This window comes from Pseudovibrio japonicus, assembly GCF_014651595.1.
Lineage (GTDB): Bacteria > Pseudomonadota > Alphaproteobacteria > Rhizobiales > Stappiaceae > Pseudovibrio > Pseudovibrio japonicus.
This window is the reverse complement of record NZ_BMXE01000003.1, coordinates 1-23,236: the sequence shown is the minus strand read 5'-3', so window position 1 is coordinate 23,236 and position 23,236 is coordinate 1. Positions and strand designations below refer to the sequence as shown.

The 23,236-nt window shown below is 53.6% G+C and carries 16 protein-coding genes; 7 read left to right on the top strand and 9 right to left on the bottom strand.

Annotation, left to right across the window (positions count from 1 at the left end; genetic code table 11):
- The first annotated feature begins 9 nt into the window (after positions 1-9).
- Genes IE076_RS08665 through IE076_RS08655 form a run of 3 tightly spaced genes read left to right on the top strand, consistent with a single transcriptional unit; the run spans position 10 to position 3,193 of the window.
- On the top strand, positions 10-687 hold the full coding sequence (locus IE076_RS08665; RefSeq protein ID WP_189436401.1) for a PspA/IM30 family protein: 678 nt from the start codon (positions 10-12) through the stop codon (positions 685-687).
- Positions 688-724: 37 nt separating this feature from the next.
- Positions 725-1,438, top strand: a complete 714-nt coding sequence (locus IE076_RS08660) for an OB-fold-containig protein (protein ID WP_189436400.1) — start codon at positions 725-727, stop codon at positions 1,436-1,438.
- Between the two features lie 21 nt (positions 1,439-1,459).
- Positions 1,460-3,193 carry a flotillin family protein gene (locus IE076_RS08655; RefSeq protein ID WP_209008982.1) on the top strand — a complete coding sequence of 578 codons (1,734 nt, stop codon included), beginning with the start codon at positions 1,460-1,462 and terminating at the stop codon, positions 3,191-3,193.
- 57 nt (positions 3,194-3,250) lie between these two features.
- Here IE076_RS08655 and IE076_RS08650 read toward each other — a convergent pair whose 3' ends face one another.
- From IE076_RS08650 to IE076_RS08615, 8 genes are all read right to left on the bottom strand, one after another.
- The gene (locus tag IE076_RS08650; protein WP_189436399.1) at positions 3,251-4,420 is read right to left on the bottom strand and encodes an acyl-CoA dehydrogenase family protein; all 1,170 of its coding nucleotides are present in this window, start codon (positions 4,418-4,420) and stop codon (positions 3,251-3,253) included.
- A gap of 40 nt (positions 4,421-4,460) precedes the next feature.
- Positions 4,461-6,350, bottom strand: a complete 1,890-nt coding sequence (locus IE076_RS08645; RefSeq protein ID WP_189436398.1) for an ATP-binding protein — start codon at positions 6,348-6,350, stop codon at positions 4,461-4,463.
- Between the two features lie 101 nt (positions 6,351-6,451).
- On the bottom strand, positions 6,452-7,639 hold the full coding sequence (locus IE076_RS08640; RefSeq protein WP_189436397.1) for an acyl-CoA dehydrogenase family protein: 1,188 nt from the start codon (positions 7,637-7,639) through the stop codon (positions 6,452-6,454).
- Positions 7,640-7,692: 53 nt separating this feature from the next.
- A complete protein-coding gene (locus tag IE076_RS08635) occupies positions 7,693-9,303 on the bottom strand; it encodes an acyl-CoA carboxylase subunit beta (protein WP_189436396.1) in 1,611 nt (536 codons plus the stop codon).
- Positions 9,291-10,199, bottom strand: a complete 909-nt coding sequence (locus tag IE076_RS08630) for an SDR family oxidoreductase (protein ID WP_189436395.1) — start codon at positions 10,197-10,199, stop codon at positions 9,291-9,293. The genes IE076_RS08635 and IE076_RS08630 overlap by 13 nt, the downstream gene beginning before the upstream one ends.
- Before the next feature lie 104 nt (positions 10,200-10,303).
- Positions 10,304-11,992, bottom strand: a complete 1,689-nt coding sequence (locus tag IE076_RS08625; RefSeq protein ID WP_189436394.1) for an AMP-binding protein — start codon at positions 11,990-11,992, stop codon at positions 10,304-10,306.
- A gap of 172 nt (positions 11,993-12,164) precedes the next feature.
- The gene (locus tag IE076_RS08620) at positions 12,165-12,971 is read right to left on the bottom strand and encodes an enoyl-CoA hydratase/isomerase family protein (protein ID WP_189436393.1); all 807 of its coding nucleotides are present in this window, start codon (positions 12,969-12,971) and stop codon (positions 12,165-12,167) included.
- Positions 12,971-14,803: an acyclic terpene utilization AtuA family protein gene (locus IE076_RS08615; RefSeq protein ID WP_189436392.1), complete on the bottom strand. Its 1,833-nt coding sequence runs from the start codon at positions 14,801-14,803 to the stop codon at positions 12,971-12,973. Before IE076_RS08615 ends, IE076_RS08620 begins: the two co-directional genes overlap by 1 nt.
- Positions 14,804-14,903: 100 nt before the next feature.
- On the opposite strand from IE076_RS08615, the gene IE076_RS08610 reads away from it, so the two are divergent.
- The 4 genes from IE076_RS08610 (at position 14,904) to IE076_RS08595 (ending at position 21,106) form a co-directional block, all read left to right on the top strand.
- The gene (locus IE076_RS08610) at positions 14,904-15,548 is read left to right on the top strand and encodes a TetR/AcrR family transcriptional regulator (protein WP_189436391.1); all 645 of its coding nucleotides are present in this window, start codon (positions 14,904-14,906) and stop codon (positions 15,546-15,548) included.
- A 200-nt stretch (positions 15,549-15,748) separates the two neighbouring features.
- Positions 15,749-16,429: a 2OG-Fe(II) oxygenase gene (locus IE076_RS08605; RefSeq protein ID WP_189436390.1), complete on the top strand. Its 681-nt coding sequence runs from the start codon at positions 15,749-15,751 to the stop codon at positions 16,427-16,429.
- 164 nt (positions 16,430-16,593) lie between these two features.
- Positions 16,594-18,933, top strand: coding sequence for a heavy metal translocating P-type ATPase (locus IE076_RS08600; RefSeq protein ID WP_189436389.1), 2,340 nt, complete (start codon positions 16,594-16,596; stop codon positions 18,931-18,933).
- 340 nt (positions 18,934-19,273) lie between these two features.
- On the top strand, positions 19,274-21,106 hold the full coding sequence (locus IE076_RS08595) for a B12-binding domain-containing radical SAM protein (RefSeq protein WP_189436388.1): 1,833 nt from the start codon (positions 19,274-19,276) through the stop codon (positions 21,104-21,106).
- A 267-nt stretch (positions 21,107-21,373) separates the two neighbouring features.
- Here the strand turns inward: IE076_RS08595 and IE076_RS08590 are convergent, their stop codons facing one another.
- The gene (locus tag IE076_RS08590; protein ID WP_189436387.1) at positions 21,374-22,180 is read right to left on the bottom strand and encodes a class I SAM-dependent methyltransferase; all 807 of its coding nucleotides are present in this window, start codon (positions 22,178-22,180) and stop codon (positions 21,374-21,376) included.
- Between the last annotated feature and the right edge of the window lie 1,056 nt (positions 22,181-23,236).

The following is a 23,236-nucleotide window of genomic DNA, read 5'->3' as shown; positions in this document are numbered from 1 at the left end:
GAGAAATTTATGTCTGAATCTCTTTTATCTCGTGTAGGCCGCCTCGTCTCCGGAACCGCCAACTCGATTGTTGATGCCGTCGAAAGCACCGCGCCCGACATCATCATGAAGCAAGCCATCCGCGAGCTGGACAGCGCCGTCGAAGATGTACGTGCCGCTCTAGGCAAAACAGCCGTAAAAAAGCACGTTGCCAGCCAAAGGCTTGCCGAAACCAACAAATCCCACGAGGAGCTCTCTGAGAAAATCGCCATCGCTCTGCGTGCTGGCGAAAAAGAACTCGCCCGTGCAGCCGTTGCCCGTCAGATGGATTTGGAGGCACAAATTCCGGTGCTGGAAAAGACCATCGCAGATGCCGGAGATGAGGAGCAGGAGCTGAACAACTCCATCCTCGCGCTTCAGGGCCGCAAACGCGAAATGTCAGACCAACTGGACACTTACATTGCGCAGAAAAATGCGGCAACATCACAAAGCACAACCACAGATGGTGGCGCAGATGGAAAACTGAACAAGACCGTCGACAATGCCAACTCCGCCTTTGATCGCGCGATGAAAGCAGCAACTGGTGTTCCGGGGGCACCGGGGTCGGGAAGCATGGCTGACGATGCAAAGCTTGCAAAGTTGGATCAGATGACCCGTGACCACCGCGTAGAAGAGCGTCTGGCAGCACTGGAAGCTGAGCTGGAATAACAGCAACCAGCAAACCTATTATTCATTGGGGGATGAATTGGCAGAACTAATTTTTTCAGACGAGACCTATCTCTTCACGCTCGCCATCTTCGTAATGCTCGCTCTGGCATTGCTCGAGATTGTCGGCATGGTGTTCGGACTATCATTATCCGGACTGATCGACGATGCATTGCCCGATCTGGGGATGGATGCCGACATCGACATTGATGCCGACATTGACGCCGATGTCCTCGTCGATGCAGCTGGCCTTGGCCCCGTCGAAGGGTTTCTGGCATGGCTGGCGGTGGGCAAAGTCCCTTTCATCGTTCTGCTGATCATCCTGCTCACCAGCTTTGGCATCACTGGTGTACTCATCCAATACACTACCAACTCTGTAGTGGGCTCACCAATGCCATTCTGGATGGCACTCATCCCGACGGTGATCGTCAGCTTCTGGTTCACAGCAAAAACCGGTCATGCCCTTGCTCGCATCATGCCCAAGGAAGAGACAGACGCGCGGTCCCGAGACGCCTTGGTTGGCGAAGTTGCAGTCCTGACACTGGGCAACGCGACCAGCGATTTGCAGGCAGAAGCGCGTGTCACAGACACCTTCGGCACACGCCACTATGTGCAGGTCATTCCAGACCAGCCGGACACAACATTAATGCAGGGAGCGGAAGTCTTGCTTGTCGGCTTAAAAGGTTCCCTTTTCACAGCAATTCCGAACCCACACGCAAATCTATCACCTCGCCAAGACACGCTTGCAAATTAATCTCTTTATTTGAGGTCACATATGTTTACAGAAACACAGGACGCGGTCATAACCTCGTCGTCCACTGGGCTGACTGAGCTGCTCATTCTGGCAGCCATCATCCTCGTCGCAATCTTCGCAATCGGCATTGTCTTCTCACGCCTTTACACCCGCTCCTCCAAAGAGGTTGCTTTCGTGAGAACCGGTTTTGGCGGACAGAAAGTCATCATGAATGGCGGCGCCATCGTGCTCCCTGTTCTCCATGACATCATCAAGGTGAACATGAACACCTTGCGTCTGGAAGTCCGCCGTGCTGACGAAGCCGCACTCATCACCCGCGACCGCATGCGCGTCGACGTGGTCGCCGAGTTCTACCTGCGCGTCCAGCCAACTATTGAATCCATCGCCAACGCCGCCCAAACACTTGGCGTGCGCACCATGCATCCGGAAGATCTGAAACACCTTATTGAAGGTAAGTTCGTTGATGCCCTGCGCGCCGTGGCTGCTGAAATGGCTATGGAAGAGCTACACGAACAGCGCGTTTCTTTCGTGCAAAAGGTACAAGCTGCAGTCTCCGAAGATCTTCTGAAAAACGGACTGGAACTGGAGTCCGTCTCCCTGACCGGTCTTGACCAGACCCGTATGGAATACTTCAATCCAAACAACGCATTCGATGCGGAAGGTTTGACCAAGCTCACACAGGAAATTGAAGAACGCCGTAGAAAGCGCAACGACATCGAGCAGGATACAGAAGTTCTGATCCGCCGTAAAAACCTCGATGCCGAACAGCAGAAACTCGAAATAGCCCGTGAAGAAGAATACGCCTCACTGGAGCAGCAACGCGATCTGGAGATCCGCAGAGCAAAGCAGCAGGCATTGATTGCCACGGAACAAGCCGAACGCCGCCGTGATGCAGAGCAGGCAGATATTACATCCCAACTGCAAATCCGTCAGGCCTCCATTGCTTCTGAGCGTCAGGTCAAAGAGCAGGAAATCCTGAAGGATCGTGCTCTGGAAGAAACCCGCATCGAGAAGGAAAAGGTCATTGAACTGACCCAGCAGGATCGCTCCATCGCGGTCTCTGAGAAGTCCAGAGAACTCTCCACTGCTGACGCTGCTGCAAACGAAGCTCGTGCGATTGCCATCAAGGCAGAAGAACAGGTCGTCACCGCTCGTGAAATCGAAGTAGCCGAACGTCAGAAACAAGTTGAGCTGGTTCAGGCCGCGCAGGATGCTGAACGCGCCGCAATCTCTGTGACAGTCGGTGCGGAAGCAGAGAAGCAGGCAGCAGAAGATCACGCAGAAGCAATACGTCTGAAAGCTGGCGGCGACGCAGACCAGATCCGTATCGCTGCAAGCGCGGAAGCGGACGCAGTCACCACCCGCGCAGAAGCAGACAAACTGCGTCTCGCTGTGGAAGCAGAAGGCCACCGGATCCTCAATGAAGCGTCCAACCTTCTGTCACCTGAGCAGATCAACATGCAGGTCAAATTGGCTCTGATCGAAGCTCTGCCACAGGTCATCAGTGCCAGCGTGAAGCCAATGGAGAACATCGACGAAATCAAAATCCTTCAGGTTGATGGTCTGGGTGGGGCAGCCCCTGCTGCCAATGGCACGCCGGCAGAAGGCGCCGCAGGTCTCTCCGATCAGCTGGTCAACTCAGCTCTGAGGTACCGCTCTCAGGCCCCACTGGTCGACAGCCTCCTCGGCGAGCTGGGTATCTCTGGCGCAACGCCAAACGAGATGGCGCAATCCGTCGCTAAAGAGAGCGCATAAGCAAAACAACAAAAGCCCCGCTCGATGGCGGGGCTTTTTTCATAGCAAACAAAACTCTTAAATACCCATCTGCCGACTGGCCAGATCCTTCATGATCTCAGAGGAACCACCGCCAATCGTCATCACCTTGGTCTCGCGGTAGATACGCTCCACCTTAGTGCCGCGCATGTAACCTGCACCGCCTAGGATCTGAAGGCACTCATTGGACACATATTCCAGTGTGCTCGTTGCAAGGTTCTTCGCCATGCAGATCTCGGTGATAGGGCTTTCTCCCAGCTGTAAGCGCTGCGTCAGCTCCTCCAGAACAGCACGCACAGCCTGCATCTTCATCGCCATATCAACAAACTTGTGCCGGATGACCTGCCGGTAAATAAGCGGTTTGCCAAACGTCTCACGTTGCTGCGCCCAACTCAGCGCTTCTTCAAAAACGCCCAGCATGTGCCCGTAGCAGGCGCAGCTGAGAAACAACCGCTCATTGTTAAAGTTCATCATGATGCCCATGAACCCGGCATTCTCGCCGCCAATCAGGTTCTCCACTGGCACCTTCACATTATCAAAATGCAGCGTCGCCGTATCAGAGGCCCACCACCCCATCTTCTTCAACGGCGTCTGGGAAAATCCCTCCATCCCCTTCTCGACCAGCATCAGCGAGATACCGCCCATACCCGTATCACCGGTCCGGACCGCGACGGTGTAATAGTCAGCCCGCATACCGGAGGTAATGAAGGTTTTCTCACCATTCAGGACGTAGTGACCGTTTTCACGCCGCGCCACGGTTTTCAGGTTCTGAACATCAGACCCGCCCCCCGGCTCGGTAATCGCCAGCGCCGAAATTTTCTCGCCCGCCAAGACAGACGGGATCACCCGCGCCTTCAACTCATCAGACCCAAGATGCGCGATCGGTGGCGTACCGATAGCATGACTCATCAAGCCCGCGCTGATGCCACCACTGCCCGCACGCCCCAGCTCAACGGAGGCTAGATAAGACAGCGGATAATCAACGCCAGTCCCACCATATTTCTCCGGAAACATGAGTCCAAGCAGACCAATATCTGCTGCTTTCTTGTAGAGTTCGCGAGGGAATTCATTGACCTCATCCCACTGAGAAACGTAAGGCGAAATCTCCTTGGCGATGAAGCGGGACAACACATCACGAAATGCCTCATGTTCCTCGTTGAACATGGTCGACTTACGCTTCAAGCCGAAGTCAGGAAGGTTCAAACTCATCAAATTCTCCTAGCAAAACCACCGGGCTTTCAAAAAAGGATCAGGCGATCTCTTCTTCCAGACGAACCAGCACATCACGGCTGTTCACCTGTGCCCCTTCCTGCGTTCCAAGCTCGGCGACAATGCCATCCCTCGGCGCGGTCAACTCATGCTGCATCTTCATGGCTTCCAGAACCAACAGCACATCCCCTTTAGAGACTTGCGCCCCCTGCTCTGTCTTAAGCGCCACAACAGCCCCCGGCATCGGCGCGATGATAGAGCTGCCAGCCGCCGCGCTATCATCCTTCTTGGTGCTGAAGCTCTGCTCCTCGAAGAACTGAGTCTGCCCTTCCAGAGAGATCCAGAGACCACCCTCGGGAGCCTCGCTTACAAAGGCAGACTGGCGTACCCCATCCGCTTCAAAAAAGATGCCTCCGCGGTCCGCGTCACTCAGAATTTTCAAGTCCTCGCGAACCGTAGTCTCTTCACCATCCAGCTTGATCTTCACCGGCAATGGCGTCGCCGTCGTCCAGCGGCTCTGACCGTTGCTGCGTGCAAACAAACACACGGCAAGGTCCCGCATAAGCTCCCTCGTTGCATCAGCAGCAACTGATCCCAACTCCCGTTCATTCAGGAACGCCGTTGTCGCCTCGCCAACAGCAAACACTTCATCCTGCAACACGCTTTTCAGGAAAGAACCGTTATGCACCAGCCCTTGCAGAACCAGCTCATCCAGCGCGCGCAACAACTTGCGGCACGCTTCGTCCCGATCACTTCCATGCGCAATCAACTTGGCAATCATAGGGTCGTAATAGGACGAGATCTCACTGCCCTGCTCAATGGCACTATCAACGCGCAAGGCAAGGTCATCACCGTTCCACGCCAGAACCGTACCCGTTTGCGGTAGAAAACCAGCATCCGCATCTTCTGCGTAGAGGCGCAGCTCCATAGCATGACCGCTGAAAGAGATCTCTTCCTGCTTCAAAGGCAACGGCTTGCCTGCCGCCACATCCAACTGCCACGCCACCAGATCCTGACCGGTGATCTCTTCCGTCACCGGGTGCTCCACCTGCAAACGAGTGTTCATCTCCATGAAGTAGAAACTGCCGTCTTCCGCCAGCAGAAACTCAACAGTGCCCGCTCCGCGATAGCCAATCGCCCGAGCAGCATCAACAGCAGCCTGTCCCATCGCAGCGCGAATTTCCGACGTTACAGATGGCCCCGGCGCTTCCTCAATCACCTTCTGGTGTCGCCGCTGAACAGAACAATCCCGCTCCCCCAGATGCACCACATTGCCGTGATTATCCGCAAACACCTGAATTTCAACATGGCGCGGATTGATGACAGCCTTTTCAAGGATAAGCTCACCATTCCCAAACGCGTTCTGAGCTTCAGAAGCCGCCCCCGCCAGCTTGTCTTCAAGACCATTCAGCTCCTCAACAAGCCGCAACCCACGCCCGCCGCCACCAGCAGAGGCCTTAATCATCAACGGCACACCAATACGCGCCGCCTCAGCTGCCAGTGTTTCAGTGGACTGGTCAGAACCGGAGTAGCCCGGTACGCACGGCACCCCTGCCTCAATCATCCTCAGTTTAGAAAGCCGCTTGGACCCCATCAGCTCAATGGCCTCAGCTGGCGGGCCAACAAACACCAGACCAGCATCCGCACAAGCCCGCGCGAACTCCGCGTTCTCCGCAAGAAACCCGTAGCCCGGATGCACGGCCTGTGCTCCGGTTTTGCGGGCTGCGTCCAAAATCGCGTCAATCTTCAGGTAAGAGTCAGCTGGTGTCGCCCCGCCAATACACGCTGCAATATCAGCGTCATCCACATGAGGAGCGGTTGCATCAGCCTCGGAATAAACAGCAATACTCCGATAGCCCTTTTGCCGCGCAGTGCGGAACACCCGGCGGGCAATCTCCCCCCGATTGGCGACCAAAACGCTATCAAACATCAAAAATTCCCTTCACACTGCCGGAACCAAGGCGCATCTCCGAACAGCAGGAAACACTCGTCGGAAAAGATGCGCTTCTAACTAGAGGCTGAGAAAGCAGCTTACTCAGCTGCTTCCTTTTGCATCGCACGGTTTTTCTTTGGATTTGGCAAAGTGCCATCCAGCTTGCAGATGATGGACAGCATCACTTCATCCGCACCACCGCCAATAGAGGTCAGACGGGTGTCCCGCATGAACTGGCTCACAGGGCTGTCCCACATGTACCCCATACCACCCCAGTACTGCAGACAAGCGTCCGAAAGCTCACGGGACAAACGACCAGCCTTCAGCTTGGCCATGGAAGCAAGCCGCGTCACGTTCTCCCCACGCACCATGGCTTCCACGCACTTTTCACTAAGCGCACGCAGCAGCTCTACTTCGGTCCGAAGCTCTGCAAGACGGAAGTGAACCACCTGGAAGTCCAGAATGCTCTGGTTAAACGCAGCACGATCACGGCAATAATCTTCCGTCAGCTTAATGATCCGGTCCATGCCATCAATCATCGACAGCGCGCACCAGAGCCGTTCCTCCTGAAACTGCATCATCTGGTACATGAAGCCAGCACCTTCAGCCCCAATCAGATTGCGCTGCGGAACACGAACGTCATCAAAGAAGATCTGCGCTGTATCAGAGGACCTCTGCCCCAGCTTGTTCAAACGCTCAGACTTGGTGACCCCCGGACTATCCATCGGCACGATAATCAGCGACTTATTCTGGTGCTTGTGCCCATCACTGGTGTTCGCCAGCATGCACATATAGTCTGCCTGCGTGGAGTTGGTGATCCACATCTTGGAACCTGAGATCACATAGTCATCCCCGTCCTTACGGGCTGTTGTCTTGATGTTCGCCACATCAGACCCAGCCGAGGCCTCAGATACCCCAACACACGCCACCATGTCACCGGCAATCGCAGGTGTCAGATAATCACGGCGCAGCTCATCAGACCCAAAGCGGGCAAGCGCCGGTGTTGCCATATCGGTCTGCACGCCAATCGCCATCGGGACACCGCCACAGGTGCACGCGCCAAGCGCTTCAATGGTCATGGCCTGATAGGAGTAATCAAGGCCCATCCCGCCATACTCTTCAGGCTTGTTGACACCAAGAAAACCCAGATCGCCCATCTTCTTGAAGAGTTCATGCGCGGGGAAGATACCTGCCTCCTCCCATTCAGCAACATGCGGGTTGATTTCGGCCTCGACGAACTTGACCACCGCGCTCTTCATCTTCCGATGTTCTTCAGTATATTCCATCGTGCAACCCTCATGTTGAACTGTGCTCGAGGTATCCCGGTGCGCTGCTTTGCCTAGCCGCGTGCGACCCCGAATGCTGTTGGATTAAGCTGGCGTTTCCTGGCATCCGCACAAACGGAAAGCGCAAGCGAAACAACACGGCGTGTATCTCGCGGATCAATGATCCCGTCATCCCAAAGCCGCGCCGTTGCAAAAAGCGCAGTGGTCTCTGGCGACATCTGGTCGATGATCTTCTGCGCCATCTGATCGGTCATGCCATCAGGGATCTGCTGTCCCATCTTCGCAAATTTCTCTTCGGTGATAATCTTCATCACCGTCGCCGCCTGCTCCGGCCCCATCACCCCAACCTTGGCGGAGGGCCAAGAGAAGATGAAATCAGGATCAAACCCACGACCACACATGCCGTAGTTACCAGCGCCCCACGCGCCGCCAACCACAATCGTCACCTTTGGAACAGTCGCATTGGCAACCGCCTGAATCATCTTAGAGCCGTGCTTGACGATCCCGCCTGTCTCCGCATCACGCCCCACCAGATAGCCGGTGGTATTCATCAAAAACAGCAGCGGCGTATTACTCTGGCAGCACAGCTGAATAAACTGCGCAGCCTTCACAGCCCCTTGCGGATCAATCGGGCCATTATTGCCCAAAATGCCAACCGCCTGCCCGTCAATGCGGGCATGACCACAGACCGTAGACCCACCAAACTCCCGCTTGAAATCAAGGAAGTCAGAGCCATCAGTCAAACGCGCGATAATCTCGCGCACATCATACGGCTTCTTGGCATCCTCAGGCACAATGCCCAGCAGCTCCTCAGCGTCGTAAAACGGTTCCTGACCACCATCCGCCTCTAGCGGCGCTTCCCATGGCAGATGGTCAACAATCTCACGGGCGGTCTCAACCCCGTGGGCATCATCCTCGGCCATATATTCCGCAGTGCCAGCCGTATTGTAATGCAGCTCAGCACCACCCAGCTCTTCGTCCGTCGCGATCTCACCCGTTGCTGCCTTCAGCAGCGGAGGTCCTGCCAGAAAGATCTTCGACTTACCGCGGACCACGACCGTGTAGTCAGAGAGACCCGGCATGTACGCGCCGCCAGCGGTCGAGGAGCCATGCACCACCGTCACCTGCGGAATGCCTGCGGCAGACATCCGAGCCTGATTGGCAAACGCCCTCCCGCCTTCAACAAACAGGTCGGACTGATACATGAGGTTTGCGCCAGCGCTCTCGGTCAACGCCACCATCGGCAGCTTCTGCTTTTTGGCTATCTCCTGAAGGCGCAGCGTCTTCTTCAATCCCATCGGAGAGATGGAGCCGCCCTTGATGGCAGAATCCGTCGCTACCACCAGACAACGCTTTCCAGCCACATAACCGATGCCCGCAATAGAACCGCCACCTGCAGCGTTCTTCTTACCATCGTCGTCATGCATCTTCAGGCCGGCAAGCGTGGAGATCTCCATAAACGGCGCGCCGCGGTCCAGCAGCAGGCTCACCCGATCACGCGGCAGCAATTGCCCGCGCTTTTCGAACTTCCCGCGCTTGCTCTCCGAGTTCTCGCGAACCTTCGCCTCATACCCTCGAAACTCCTCAATCAGAGCTTCCATGAAAGCCTTGTTCTGAGCAAACGCAGCGCTACCGCGATCAACCGTAGACGTTAGCTTGGGCATTTTTCTTTCTCCCAGGCTTGAAGCGCCCTCGGCTTCTCATAGCGATGGAACCCTTGGTATTCCTTCATGTTGGCATTGTCGCCAACCGGCATCAGATTGGTCCAGAGCGGTGCACCACCATCAACGCCAATACACTGGCCGGTCATAAACGCAGCACCCGGAGAAAGCAGGAAGTTCACCAGCGACGCCACCTCAGCCTCGGTCCCCATACGGCGCGCAAGGTTGTTGTCTGCCATCCGCGCAAACATGCTCTTGATGAAGTTTTCGTCGTAAGTGTCAAAGCCGGATGACGCGATCCAACCCGGAGCCACCGCATTCACCCGCACACCCGCTTCGGCCCATTCCACGGCCAGCGTCATGGTCAGGTTCTGCATACCTGCCCGAGCCACGCCAGAATGCGCCATACCCGGCATACCGCGCCACATATCCGCAACGATATTGACGATGGCACCGCCTTTGGCTTTACGCATACTCTGGTTGTAAACCTCACGTGCCATCAGGAAGCCACCTGTCACGTTGGTCTCAACAACCGCGTCAAAGCCTTTTTTCTTGATATGCGCCGCAGGGCTTGGATACTGCCCACCTGCATTGTTCACCAAGCCATGGATCACACCGCGATCAGCAACGATCTGGGCAACAGTCTCGGCAACAGCCTCTTCCTTGCGAATGTCCAGTGAATAGGTGGAGACCTCACCGCCATCCGCACGAATTTCATCGGCCACAGCGTCAAGCTTTGCCTGCTTGCGGCCGAGGAGAACGGTGTGGGCACCAAGTGTTGCCAGTTCATGAGCGATACAGCGACCAATCCCGCTGCCTCCCCCGGTCACAATAACGGTTTGCCCATCAAACAATCCATCACGCAATACACTTGCGTAACGGGACGGTTCACTGCTCATTCCAAATCACTCCCTGCCACTTACGCGGGCTTATTCAAAACGAGGCCTCCGCCCCGAATGTCCCGGTCGGGGTGAGCTAATCACCCCGAACCATCTTCATTCCTTCAGGCTGGCGCTGTGGACTTGGCCACACACTCATCTTCCCAGACCACGGGACGGCCAGGCATTGCCTTCACCACATCCGCATAGCGATCCTCAAGGCGGCCTCGCTTAATCTTCATGGTCGGAGTGAGATAGCCATTCTCGATGGTCCACATGTCGTCCGCGACCACAATCGAGCTCAGCTTCAAATGGCTTTCCACGGAGCTGTTGATGTTGTTGTAAGTCACTTCAAGGCTCTTACGCACATCTTCTCTGGAAAGACCTCTGGTCGTTTCGGTGGACAGGAACACCACCGCCGCAGGCTGCGCCAGATCAGATCCCATTACACAAGCCTGCTCCACATAGGTGTTATCGAACAGCATTGCCTCAATCGGCACAGGTGCAATGTACTTGCCTTTGGAGGACTTGAAGATTTCCTTCACACGGCCCGTAATACGCAGATAGCCGTCGGCATCTGCTTCCACCTTGTCACCTGTGTGGAACCAGCCACCTTCTTCAATGGTTTCCTTCGTCAGATCAGGGTCCTTGTAGTAACCCTTGGTGACTGAGTCTCCGCGAATGAGAAGTTCACCCTCATCGGTGATCTTGATTTCCAGCCCTTCAAGCGGCGTTCCGATTGTACCAATCTTGTCCGCACGGAACGGATGGTGAGAACACGCAAGACCAGCCGTCTCGGTCATGCCCCAGCCTTCGGTAATGTTGATGCCCAGCTTCTGGTACCATTCCAGCACAGCCTGAGAGATCGGCGCAGAACCACTGCCGATAATCTTCGCATTGCTCAGACCAAGCTGCTTGCGGATCTTGCGTTTCACATACCAGCTCAGACCCGGGATTTTCAAAAACCGGTCCAGCTTCTCCTGAGGAAGCTTGGCAAGAATGCCCGCCTGGAACTTCATCCAGAGACGCGGCACGGAAATGAACATGGTCACATCAGCAGCGCGCAAGTCATCCGGGAATGTATCCAGAGACTCCACAAAGCTCACCACCACACCCGAATAAACACTCACGTGCTCAACAAGCGCGCGTTCCGTAATGTGTGCCAGCGGCAGGTAGGAGATCATGCGCTCGTCGCCATGCAGCTCCATAGTTTGGCTTGGAGACCACGCACCAAATGCAATGTTGCGATAGCTGACTTCAACGCCCTTTGGGTTGCCCGTAGAACCGGAGGTGTAGACAACGGAAAACAGGTCTTCCAGTTCCGGCTTGGCAATCTTGTCTTCTGCGATCGGTTCATGCGCCTTGAGCAGCTCTTTCCAGCTGTAGTCGCAATCGATGGTCTTGTAAGGGAACGCAATCTTGATCACGCCATCACGGATACCGGCTTCACTTGGCGCAAGGTCATCCAGCTTGCCCATGAACACCGCTTTTACATCCGCATGATCAACGATGTAGCTGATCGTGTCTGCAGAGGCCGTGTAGTAGATAGGAGCGGAGACAAAGCCAGCAGCCTGAATGGCAAAGTCAGCAAGAAACCATTCAGCGCAGTTCTTGGCAAGAATGCCGATTCTGTCACCCGGTTGGAACCCCATAGACTGGAGCGCGGTCGCTATGCGGCGGACAGCGTCATAACTTTCCGCCCATGTGAACTTGACGTACTCCCGGTTTACAGGCTGGCTCAGGTAAACCGCATTCGGCTTCTCTTTGGCCCATTTTTGTAGCATCTCGATTGGCAGTGCGTACTGTGTGCCCATATTTCCTCCTCTATGTGTTGGTTCAGTCTCCCCACTGGTTTCCAACACTATCGTTTTTGCGCGATAAGCTTCGGCATTATAGTCAGCTCATATCAAAATGAGCATACCTCGTATTTCTTCTTCCTTCACCGCATTCGAACATCTGTTCTGGGGGAAAAGAATACCCCGAAATTTAAGGGGCCCAAGATGGTTTGCGTTTTTGCAAGAACGACTTCACACCTTCTTGTCCCTCTTCCCCAACGATTGCCTTTGCAAAATGGGCCGCCGCACTCTGGCGCAGCTCATTTTGCTCAAGAATAAGTGCTTCTTCAACAACCCGTTTGGTAGCAGCAACAGCACCGGGCGCACAAGCCATAACCTGCTGTTTTATTTCACCTTCTGCCACCTCAAGGTCAGCATGACCAGCAACGGCCTTATCCACCAGACCAATAAGATAGGCCTCGCCACCAGTCAGCCTGCTTCCCAAGACAAGCATTTTCTTGGCCTTTTGATAACCTAGACGCTTGGTTACGTATTGTGCAATCTGCGCTGGCGGCAATCCAATCCGCGTTTCGGTAAACGCAAATTTCGCCTCCTGCGTGGCCACCACAAAATCGCAGGCACACGCCAACCCAAGACCACCAGCCATCGCCGCACCATCCACCAAAGCCACCGTTACCTGCGGCTGATGGGCGATCAATCCAAAAAACGTGGCCGCTTCCAGACTGGTTTTCTGCGCAATGGATTCGGCCTCAGCCCCCCCAGCCATAATCTGCTGAAAGGCCTTCAGATCGCCACCAGCACAAAACACCCCACCAGCTCCGGTGAACGTAATGCCACGCACACTACGATCATCCCGCACCTCATTCAGAACCGCAGAGATTTCCGCAATCACTTCACCAGTCAGCGGGTTCCGTTTCTCTGGCTGGTTCAACGTAATCGTCATCCAGCCATCCTGACGGGCAACAAGAACAGCCGGGGAGATTGACGCATCACTCATCACAACACCTCCTGCGCAATGGAGTGTGGAACCGGAATAGCGCGCCTGAGCAGGATCTGACTGTAAGCCTTGGCCTGAGGATCCAACCTCAAGCTGGCAACACCGCCGCCGCCAAGCACATCATCAATCAAAAAGTTGAGCGCATGACAGCCCGGCAGATAAAACCGGGAAACATTACCAGGATCGAAATGCGTAAAGGTCTTCGCAACGGCCTCTTCCGTCAATGCCGCCGCAATCCACGGCAGCCACTCCGCCTGACGCGCAATCACACCAATGTTCGCCTTGTCACCCTTGTCCCCACTCCGGGCATACGCCAGCTTGATCAGCGGAACCTCACTCATGGCTTCATCACAAGCAGGCACCGCCGGAAGCTCATTGGCCTCCACAGCCCCCTGCGCACCCGTGGCAACCACCTGATCAAAGGAAACCGACTCACCTTCCAGATAAACCTTGGGCACCACCGCTGACTGCAAAACGAGAAAGGAGAACAACCGCACCACAGGAGAAGGCTTCGGCCGCCCGCCGTTGAAAGTCGCCATCCCCGGAGCGACAGACAAGCCCAGCCCAACCAACTCACGCAGCAACAAGCCAGCAGCCCGCTGATCCACATGCCGCGCGGCAATCTTCAATACGACCTCTTCATAGCCGCCATCACCGACAGGAGCCTCCCCACTCTGCGACCCTGCCCCCACAACCTCAATAGAGACCTCCTGATAGCCCGGCGCACCAAGTCTCTTCAGAACGCTTTCCGCACGCCCCACCGCAAGCTCGGCAAGGGCCTGCGCCTTCTCTCCAGCCTCAAAGCCCAGATACGGCACCATCAACCCAACACGGAACCCATCTGCCCAAGTGGCTGATACCTTCAGATGATCCGGCGCAGGCGCGCCCCTCGCCCCGCTAACATGCACGCGCTGCGCATCTTTAGCCTCAACGGTCACAGCAGAAAAATCGCAGGTCACATCGGGGAGAAGATATGCCTGCGGATCGCCGATCTCGTAAACCAGCTGCTCGGCAACTGTGCCAACACTCACCAGCCCACCACTGCCGTCCGGCTTACTTAGATCACAACTGCCATCTTCATAAACCGTAGCAATCGGATAACCGATCTTCTTCACCTCCGGCACATCCCGCCAGTCGGTAAAGTTGCCACCAGTAACCTGCGTTCCGCACTCCAACAGATGTCCCACAAGGCTGCCTGCCGCAAGGCGGTCATAGTCAGCCCAGCCCCAACCAAACGCATGCACACACGCAGCCAGCGTCAACGCACTGTCTGCACACCGGCCCGTAATCACAATATCCGCACCTGCCGCCAAAGCCGCCACAACCGGCTGAGCACCCAGGTAAGCATTGATGGACGCAACCTTCTCCGCCTTCGGGAAAGCCTCTCCCGAAAACATTTCGGCAACACCAGCGTCATGATAGGAAGCGGCATTCTCCAGCAGGTCATCCCCGGTCACAACCGCGACCTTCAGATCCAGCTTCTGCGCCGCAATCATCTCACGGATCTTCGCCACGCAGCTTTCAGGATTAACCCCACCCGCATTGCTCAGGATCTTTGTCCCGGAGGCAGCAATCCCCTTCAGGTTGAGCCCAAGCACCTGCTCGACAAAATCTGTTGCATATCCAAGATCAGGAGACTTCTGACGCGCCCTTGCCATAATGGAAAGCGTAATCTCGGCAAGGTAGTCGTAAACGATGTAATCCAGGTCTCCAGCTCGCAACAACTGTCCGGTTGACGCGCTGGAATCGCCCCAAAAGCCGCAGGCACCCCCAATGCGAATAGCCGACTTCTGGTCAGTAGAGCTTTGATTTTCCGCGCTTTTCATGCTCATCTAAACGGAAACCTCTTTTACATACCAGTCGTACGGTATATAACAGTTCCCAATACGTCAACTAATTCAGAGAAACTCCGTCTTAAGGCTAAGTTTGATCATGATAAGCAAGTTAGACAAGAAGAAGCAGCGCGGAGAAAACACACGCAAAGCCCTCATCAAGTCGACCATCGATTGCCTTGATCGGCTTGGCTACGCGGAAACCTCCATCAACCGCGTGCTGGAAGGCGTAGACGTCAGCCGCGGCGCGCTCATGCACCACTTCCCCACCAAGGAGGATCTGGTGATCGGCACTGTCGATTTCCTTCTCTCAAGAATTCTGCGCCATTTTCAGCAGGAAAGTGCAAGTTCCTTCCCCTTTCCGCAAGTCACGCAGTCCCGCGATGGCGACCTTGGTGACGCAATGGTGTCCTACTGGAAGACGGTTGTCGACACGCCGGAAGGCCGCGCTTTCTCCGAAATCATCATGGCCACACGCACCGACACAGCGCTGTCTGAGCGCATCTCACCCAAGCTGGAAGACTGGAATGACCAGCTCAACCAGTTTTTCCTGCCCCCCGGTCTGGATGAGGAAGCCTCACAGGACATGGTCCTCATTCTACTCATTTGGCGCTCTTTTGTACGCGGCATGATCTTACAGCAGGAGTTCCACGGCGACCCCGCCTACGTTGAAAAAATCATCCGCAAATTCGCAATGATTATAGAGCCTTACCTCAAGCCGATAGAAGTAGAAAGCGGCCCCTGAAAGCCGATCAGACCAACTGCAGTCAAATGCATATCAAATCGCGCAAAACACGTTAATCCTGTGTTTTCGACAATTTCAGACTGACATTGTTAGGCCCCCAAGCTGGCATTAAGTATCTCCCGCCTGGCATCAAGCCAGTGAACCACCTGTTTTTGAGCAGCCTGCCGAAAAGGCACGCGCTAAGCAGGACGGAGGACTTTATGAACCGCCCCAACTCCGCACGCCTCATCAACGCTTCCATTTTCCAGGCCATTCGCCAGGCAAAGCAGCAAAAGGCGCCGTTCAAGCATTGGACCGCAGACAACCTGCTGCCACAGCAAACCCTGACAGATTTCCAGCACCTGCCCACCAGCATGAGTGATATGGACTACAGCGAAGGCCAGCGGTCAACAAACAACAAGCTGCGTCAATACTTACACGGTGACAGCTACATGAAGCACCGCGAGGAGCAGGAGTTCGCTGCCGCCTTCCAGTCCCCACACATGATGAATCTGCTCTACGACAAATGTGGGATCGATCTCTCCAACACCTATCTGCGCATTGAATACACATGCGATCAGGAAGGCTTTTGGCTGGAACCGCATACAGATATCGGCGCCAAGAAGTTCACGCTCCTGCTCTATCTTTCAGAGTCCCACGGTGAAGAATGGGGCACCTCTCTTTATTCTGATAAAGAGACGTTCCACTCCAACACCCCATGGGTCCCAAACAGAGCTATGTTCTTCGTCCCCTCAGACGATTCCTGGCACGGCTTTGAGAGGCGCGATATCAATGGCGCCCGCAAGAGCCTGATCGTAAACTACGTAGTCCCGGAATGGCGCGCCCGCCACGAACTGGCCTACCCAGAGGCGCTCACAAAGAGATTCCCGGTCGCCGCTTGATAACGGCGCTATCGGCAACTTAATCCAAATACCCTAGTTTCCAATAAGCTCAGCCTAGTGATACCGCAAGGTACTACTGGGCATTAATGTTTTGGGGCAAAACAATGGCTTATGATCCATGCTCGTCATACGCGAGCCCGCTGGATCATGGAGCCTTATGAGCGATGGAAAAGGCATCGAACGCAGAAATATCCAATGACACTCCTGTCAAGGAGCAGGACCCGGTCTGCGGAATGCAGGTGGAGGTCACAAGCCAGACACTCTCTGCCGAATTTACCGGAAAGTCCTACCACTTCTGCTCTGAAAAATGCGCTCACACCTTTCAGGGCGATCCCTACTTCTACGCATCAGGCAACAGCAAAAAGCAGCAGGCCGCACAGGCTCAGGATGTAGACTACACCTGCCCCATGCACCCGGAAATCGTTCAAAAAGGCCCCGGCCAATGCCCCATTTGCGGCATGACACTGGAGCCAATGGCGGTCACCACAAGTGATGAACCCTCCCATGAGCTTGTCGATTTCACCCGCCGCTTCTGGCTCAGTGCAATCCTCTCGGTCCCCTTGCTCGCGCTCACCATGGGCCCGTTCTTTGGTCTGCCCTTCCGCAACTGGATCGGGGAGACGGCAGCCATCTACGTTGAGTTCATTCTCGCAACACCGGTTGTTCTATGGGCAGGCATCCCCTTGTTCAAACGCGGCATCAAGTCGATCATCACATTAAAACTCAACATGTGGACCCTGATCACGCTGGGTGTAGGCGCCGCCTATCTCTATTCCGTGGTGGCAACCTTCCTACCCTTCCTGTTCCCTCCAGCCATCAGAACGGCGACAGGCCACCCACCCGTCTACTATGAAGCCGCCGCCGTCATCCTCGCGCTGATCTTCATGGGGCAGGTGCTGGAAATGAGAGCCCGCGAGCGCACAGGAGACGCCATCCGCGCCCTGCTTGACCTTGCTCCAAAGACCGCCCGCCGCGTCCTCGACGACGGCACAGAATACGACGCACCGCTGGAGAATATCGTAACCGGCGACAAACTGCGCGTCCGCCCCGGCGAAGCCATCCCCGTGGACTCCCGCGTCATTGACGGGCAGTCCTACGTTGATGAAAGCATGATCACCGGAGAACCGGTCGCGCTTGAGAAAAAAACAGGAGATACGGTGACGGGGGGCACGCTCAACAAAAACGGAACCCTCATCATTGAGGCAACCAATGTTGGTGCAGACACCATGCTCTCCAGAATTGTTGCCATGGTTTCCTCCGCACAGCGGTCCCGCGCACCCATTCAGGGCTTGGCAGATAAGGTCTCCGCCTACTTCGTACCGGCCGTTGTCGGCATATCCATTCTGTCATTCTTCATCTGGCTGTTTGTCGGCCCGACACCGTCTCTTTCCTACGCCATCATCGTGGCCGTGTCGGTGCTCATCATCGCCTGCCCTTGCGCTCTGGGCCTCGCCACCCCCATGTCCATCATGACCGCCAGTGGCCGCGGTGCACAGGCCGGAGTACTCATCAAAGACGCGACCGCGCTGGAACTCATGTCCAAGGTCGACACGCTCATCGTCGACAAGACCGGAACCATCACCAAAGGCAAACCAACAGTCACGTCGATCCTGTCATTCTCGGTCAACCATACACAAGAGCAACTGCTCCACATCGCCGCCTCCATAGAAAAAGGCTCAGAACACCCATTGGCAGAAGCCATCGTCAACGCCGCAAAGGCCAGACATCTCTCGCTGTCTCACTCCGAGGACTTTAAAGCCCACACCGGCAAAGGCGTCAGCGCAAAGATTGATGATACCGTGTATGCCATTGGCAATCCGGAGATCTTTGGACTTAAAGACACACTCACTGAGGAGATGAAGCAGGCCTACCAATCCCTCAGCGCAAACGGCAACACCAGCATCTACATCTCCAATACAGAGAAAGTCATCGGCCTGATTGCCATCTCCGATCCCATCAAAGACAACGCAATCGCTGCCATCAGCCAACTGCATGACGCAGGTATCAAGGTCATCATGGCCACGGGAGACAATGCAATCACTGCCAAGGCCGTAGCCACATCCGTAGGCATTGACGAGTTCAAGGCAGGCGCACTGCCAGAAGACAAGAAAACACTGATTGATCAGCTTCACATATCCGGCGCCACCGTTGCCATGGCGGGCGATGGCGTCAACGACGCCCCGGCCCTCGCCGCTGCAGAAGTAGGTCTGGCAATGGGAACCGGCGCAGACGTCGCTGTTGAGAGTGCAGGCATCACCTTGCTGAATGGCGACCTCACCGGCATCGTCCGCGCCCGCAAACTAGCCAAGGGGTCAATACGCAACATCCGCCAGAACCTCTTCCTGGCCTTCGTCTACAACTCCGCTGGCGTCCCCATCGCCGCCGGCATCCTCTACCCCTTCACCGGAGCACTCCTTTCCCCGATGATCGCAGCCCTCGCCATGAGCCTCTCATCCTTCTGCGTGGTCATGAACTCACTCCGCCTGAAGAACCTGAAGCTCTGATCAATTCAGGTTTCCGATGGGGGTCCGGGAGCAGTCTTGCCTCACGGAAGCGTCCTCTCAGGAGACGATAAAGCCATACTCGCTCAGCCCAGCCTCATTGAGGGGGCAAAAAGCGCAATCATCCTCAAGTTATGAGTAGTAAGTATTCAAGTAAATTAATATTGTCTATTGATAATATATATTGCTTTCTTTTATTGCATTTTCTTTATTTTGAAATACCCAAGATTTGAATGTCCCCATAGACAAAAAAATGCCATAGATTACGTAGAGTAAAAATCCTGCGTGGCGCTATCAAATAACTTAGCGTCTTTCTCTTTTAGGGGTACAGGGGCAATAAATCATGAGCGTTGATTATGATGTTGACAGAAAACCAGAGGAGGTAGGGCAGAAAAACTATCGTAAATTTCATTTAATAATAATTAAACCTACTCACTATGATGATGAGGGGTATCCTATTCAGTGGCTGCGCTCTGCAATTCCTTCTAATACACTTGCTTGCCTCTATGGATTGGCAGAGGATTGTCAGAAGAGGAAGGTACTGGGCGAATCCATTGAGCTCAAACTTCACAGTTATGATGAAACGAATATACGGGTGGAGCCTAAGCGTCTCGCCAAGATGGTGCAGCAAGACGGCGGCGGCGCTTTGATCGCCTTGGTAGGGGTGCAATCCAACCAATTCCCTAGGGCGTTGGATTTGGCGCGCCAGTTCAAAGCACTAAATATGGAGGTGTGCATTGGCGGCTTCCATGTATCAGGTTGCATCTCAATGCTGCCAGAGGTTCCGCAAGAGATTGTCGAAGCACAAAACGAAGGAATTTCGTTTTTTGCTGGCGAAGCTGAAAACCAGCGGCTGGATGAAGTTTTAGAAGATTCTTTTCATGGAACTCTAAAACCACTCTATAACTATATGAATGATCTGCCAAATTTGGATAATCAACCCGATCCGATTTTACCGCGAAAGCATATCATCAGGACGCTCGGTTCCCATTCTTCATTCGATCTGGGGCGTGGGTGTCCCTATCAATGTTCATTTTGTACAATAATAAACGTACAGGGCCGTAAGAGCCGCAGTCGGTCAGCGGATGACGTTGAGCGCATTATTCGTCGCAATTACGCCCAGGGTATTGATCGATTTTTTATTACTGATGATAACTTTGCGCGTAACAAAGATTGGGAAGCGTTATTTGATCGCATCATTGATCTTCGTCACCGTCAGGGATTTAATATCAAGTTCCTTATTCAAGTTGATACCCTATGCCACCGTATCGACCGGTTCATTGAAAAAGCGTGTGCAGCCGGCGTAACACGGGTTTTTATTGGTTTGGAGAATATCAACCCAGACAACCTGCTTGCTGCCAAAAAGCGTCAAAACAAAATTACTGAATATCGCCAGATGTTGCAGGAATGGCGCGATCACGGAGCAACAACATACGCAGGTTATATAATAGGATTTCCTTCCGATACTCGTGAAAGCATCCTACGAGATATCGAGATTATCAAGAAAGAGCTGCCATTAGATCTGCTGGAATTTTTCTACCTGACGCCGCTTCCCGGTTCTGAAGACCATCTGAATCTGTACAGAAAAAATGCATGGATGGATGAAGACTTAAATAAATATGACACCAACCATCGGGTCTCGCATCACGGCAAAATGAGCGATGAGGAATGGGAAAGTGCATATAAAGAAGCGTGGAAGAGTTATTACTCACGAGAACACATTGAAACCGTATTACGAAGAGCTGCGGTTCACAAACGTGGCCGACCGAGTAACAAGCTCTTTTTAATGCTATTTTTTCATCTCATGGTGAAATTGGAAGGTGTCCATCCATTAGAAGGCGGCTTTTTCCGTCTCAAGTACCGCAAAGACAGACGTAGCACTTTACCACTAGAAAATCCTTTTGTTTTTTATTCCAGATATTTTGCAGAGATCATCGGCAAACATTGGGGCTATCTGAAGGACGTAACGCGTTTCTATTGGCTCTACTATAAGCTTAAGAATTCCCCTGATCGTATGAATTATTCTGACACAGCACTCGAAAAAGGCAGCGAAGAAGAAGAGGAAGGCCTACGTCTTTACAAAGATACCGCTGGAGGGGAGGCCGCTATCGAGAAAATGAAAAAGACGCAGGCAATTCGGGACCGGGTAGCAGCAAAAAATGTAAGCAGCCAATAGAATTTAATGAGCGAATTGCGGAAGCGAGACATGTACTGCGGTGCCGTCACCATTTGCGTTGACAAGGCACGTGCGGCTCAAGCAAAAGCTATTTGGCCTATTCATCGCTCTACTTCTGGCAAGTTCGTCCCGATGGCTATCAGGATCGCTCCAAGACTGATTGGGCTACATAGCCGAACCTCAACGGCTAAATACCAGTCCCTACTTTTGGCAAAACCTAACCCCCTGGTGATCCCCCATTTAGTGCCATCATAATGGTATTTTCATTCAAGAACGGGTCAAAAAACAATGCATATTATCGTTTATCATGCGCGAATATATATTTTTTAGCTGGAATTTATAGTTACAAGCCTCAGCCAGTTTACGCATACGGCCCACATCAAAATAATTCAGATGATCTGGAAAGCGAAAGCCGCACCAATTAACTCCCATAACTAAACGATTGAACGTGCCGAAATTCGGGACCTTGACATAAACTACGCCGCCTTTTTTGAGTTTCTTATAGCACTGCTCTAAGACCTCTCTCGGCTTAGCTTCATGCTCCAAAAAAGAACGCATAATGATGCCATCAAAATATTCATCGCTGAATTCTTTAAGGCCCTCTAGCGCAGGGGCGTGCACGACGCGTCCCCCCCTTTTGGCCATTGCCTCATGGGCAATTGCAGCGGCGTGTTTTTCAATTTCGATACCATACGGAGTAAATTGTTCAGGTCCTAATCTACCATGACCGCACCCTACATCCAGTACACGACCTGAGCGAACGCGCTCACCAATGTAATCCCACGAATCGTCAATTGCGATATGCAGTCGCCAGCGCGTTTTTTTATCGAGCCAGAGAAGCATCGGCATTTTTTTCTCTCTTCGCTTTTTTTCCTTTACTACCTGTTTTGTCCAACCCAAATTAACGGAAAGTTCTTCATAAACGGGAGCCTCATCCAGATAAACCATGCTGCAACTACGACAAGAAACGCAGTTCCACTCGGGATTGTGGTAGCGTGGAAGATCTCGTTTATCCCATGATCCACAGAGAGGACAGGCGCGTTTTTCGCGCACGATTGCATTTTCTATCGTCATAGTTTCCTGCACGTGCTTATCCTTCTAGGGATCATAACGTTAAAATGCCGAGCTATTTGAATTCATAGGAAAAACAAATCTTATGAGACAAACCCTGCTGAAAGTCGGTGTATTTCTACTTTATCTTAAATAGAATATGTTCTGATGTAGTTGTTTAAAATCGCCAATTTTGGTAACGTATAAGTATCCATTCAATATTGATAGTAAATATTGTTAACATTTAAGTTTCAGGAACTTATTTTCGAAAACTACTAGTTAAGTTGCATTGAATCGAAGTATCTACTCGATAAACTCGGAGGCAAATACACGGGCATTCAGTTCCTGCGACTTAGAACCCACCTACCTCCTGCTTATCGGCATCAATTTGACACAGCAGCACCGACAACAAGAACCAGCAACCAAGAGAACTCAAGATTACTAACGTTGCCGCAAAACTCAACAAAGTGGTGGTGACCAATGTTTCCAGACCCCTGGCTGCTGTAAAGGTAGGTCATCTGCTAAATGAAATTTCGATCCTGCGTTCTGCCTGGAAAGCGCCGGAAGCAAACAGCTTACTGCAATTTTGCAGAATGTGGCCTCCCCGATCCCACCAGACGCACCATTTCTCTGACCTCGCGCTGTCAGGAGCCGCGTAATGGGGCATAAGTCTGACTGGAGCTTCGGGTGGTGCTTTGTGTGAAGGCGGGCACAACTCTTTTTGCGATTTCCGCAGGAAAGAGGTATCCCCTTCCGCCAATCCTGTGAAGCACTGCGGCGCGGCCCAGCATCTCAACATAGCAACGCAAGCGGGCTCAACTTGCACGTAAAAAACGCAAGCGGCCTCAAAGCAGCTCAAACACGCGCGCGTGCGTCAGCTCTCTTGACAAACCAAGCCTTGCCACCGCCTTCTTAAAAGCCCGGGTGCCTGTTTCGTTCGTCTTTCCGCTTTTGTTTGAGGGGATGATGCTTAAACGACAAAAGCCCCCGTGCTTTGTAGCATCGGGGGCTTTTGTTTGTGTCTTATGTTCTGTCATTTTGTTGAGTTTTTGTATGTGTTTTATTCATGCCCGGCGGCGA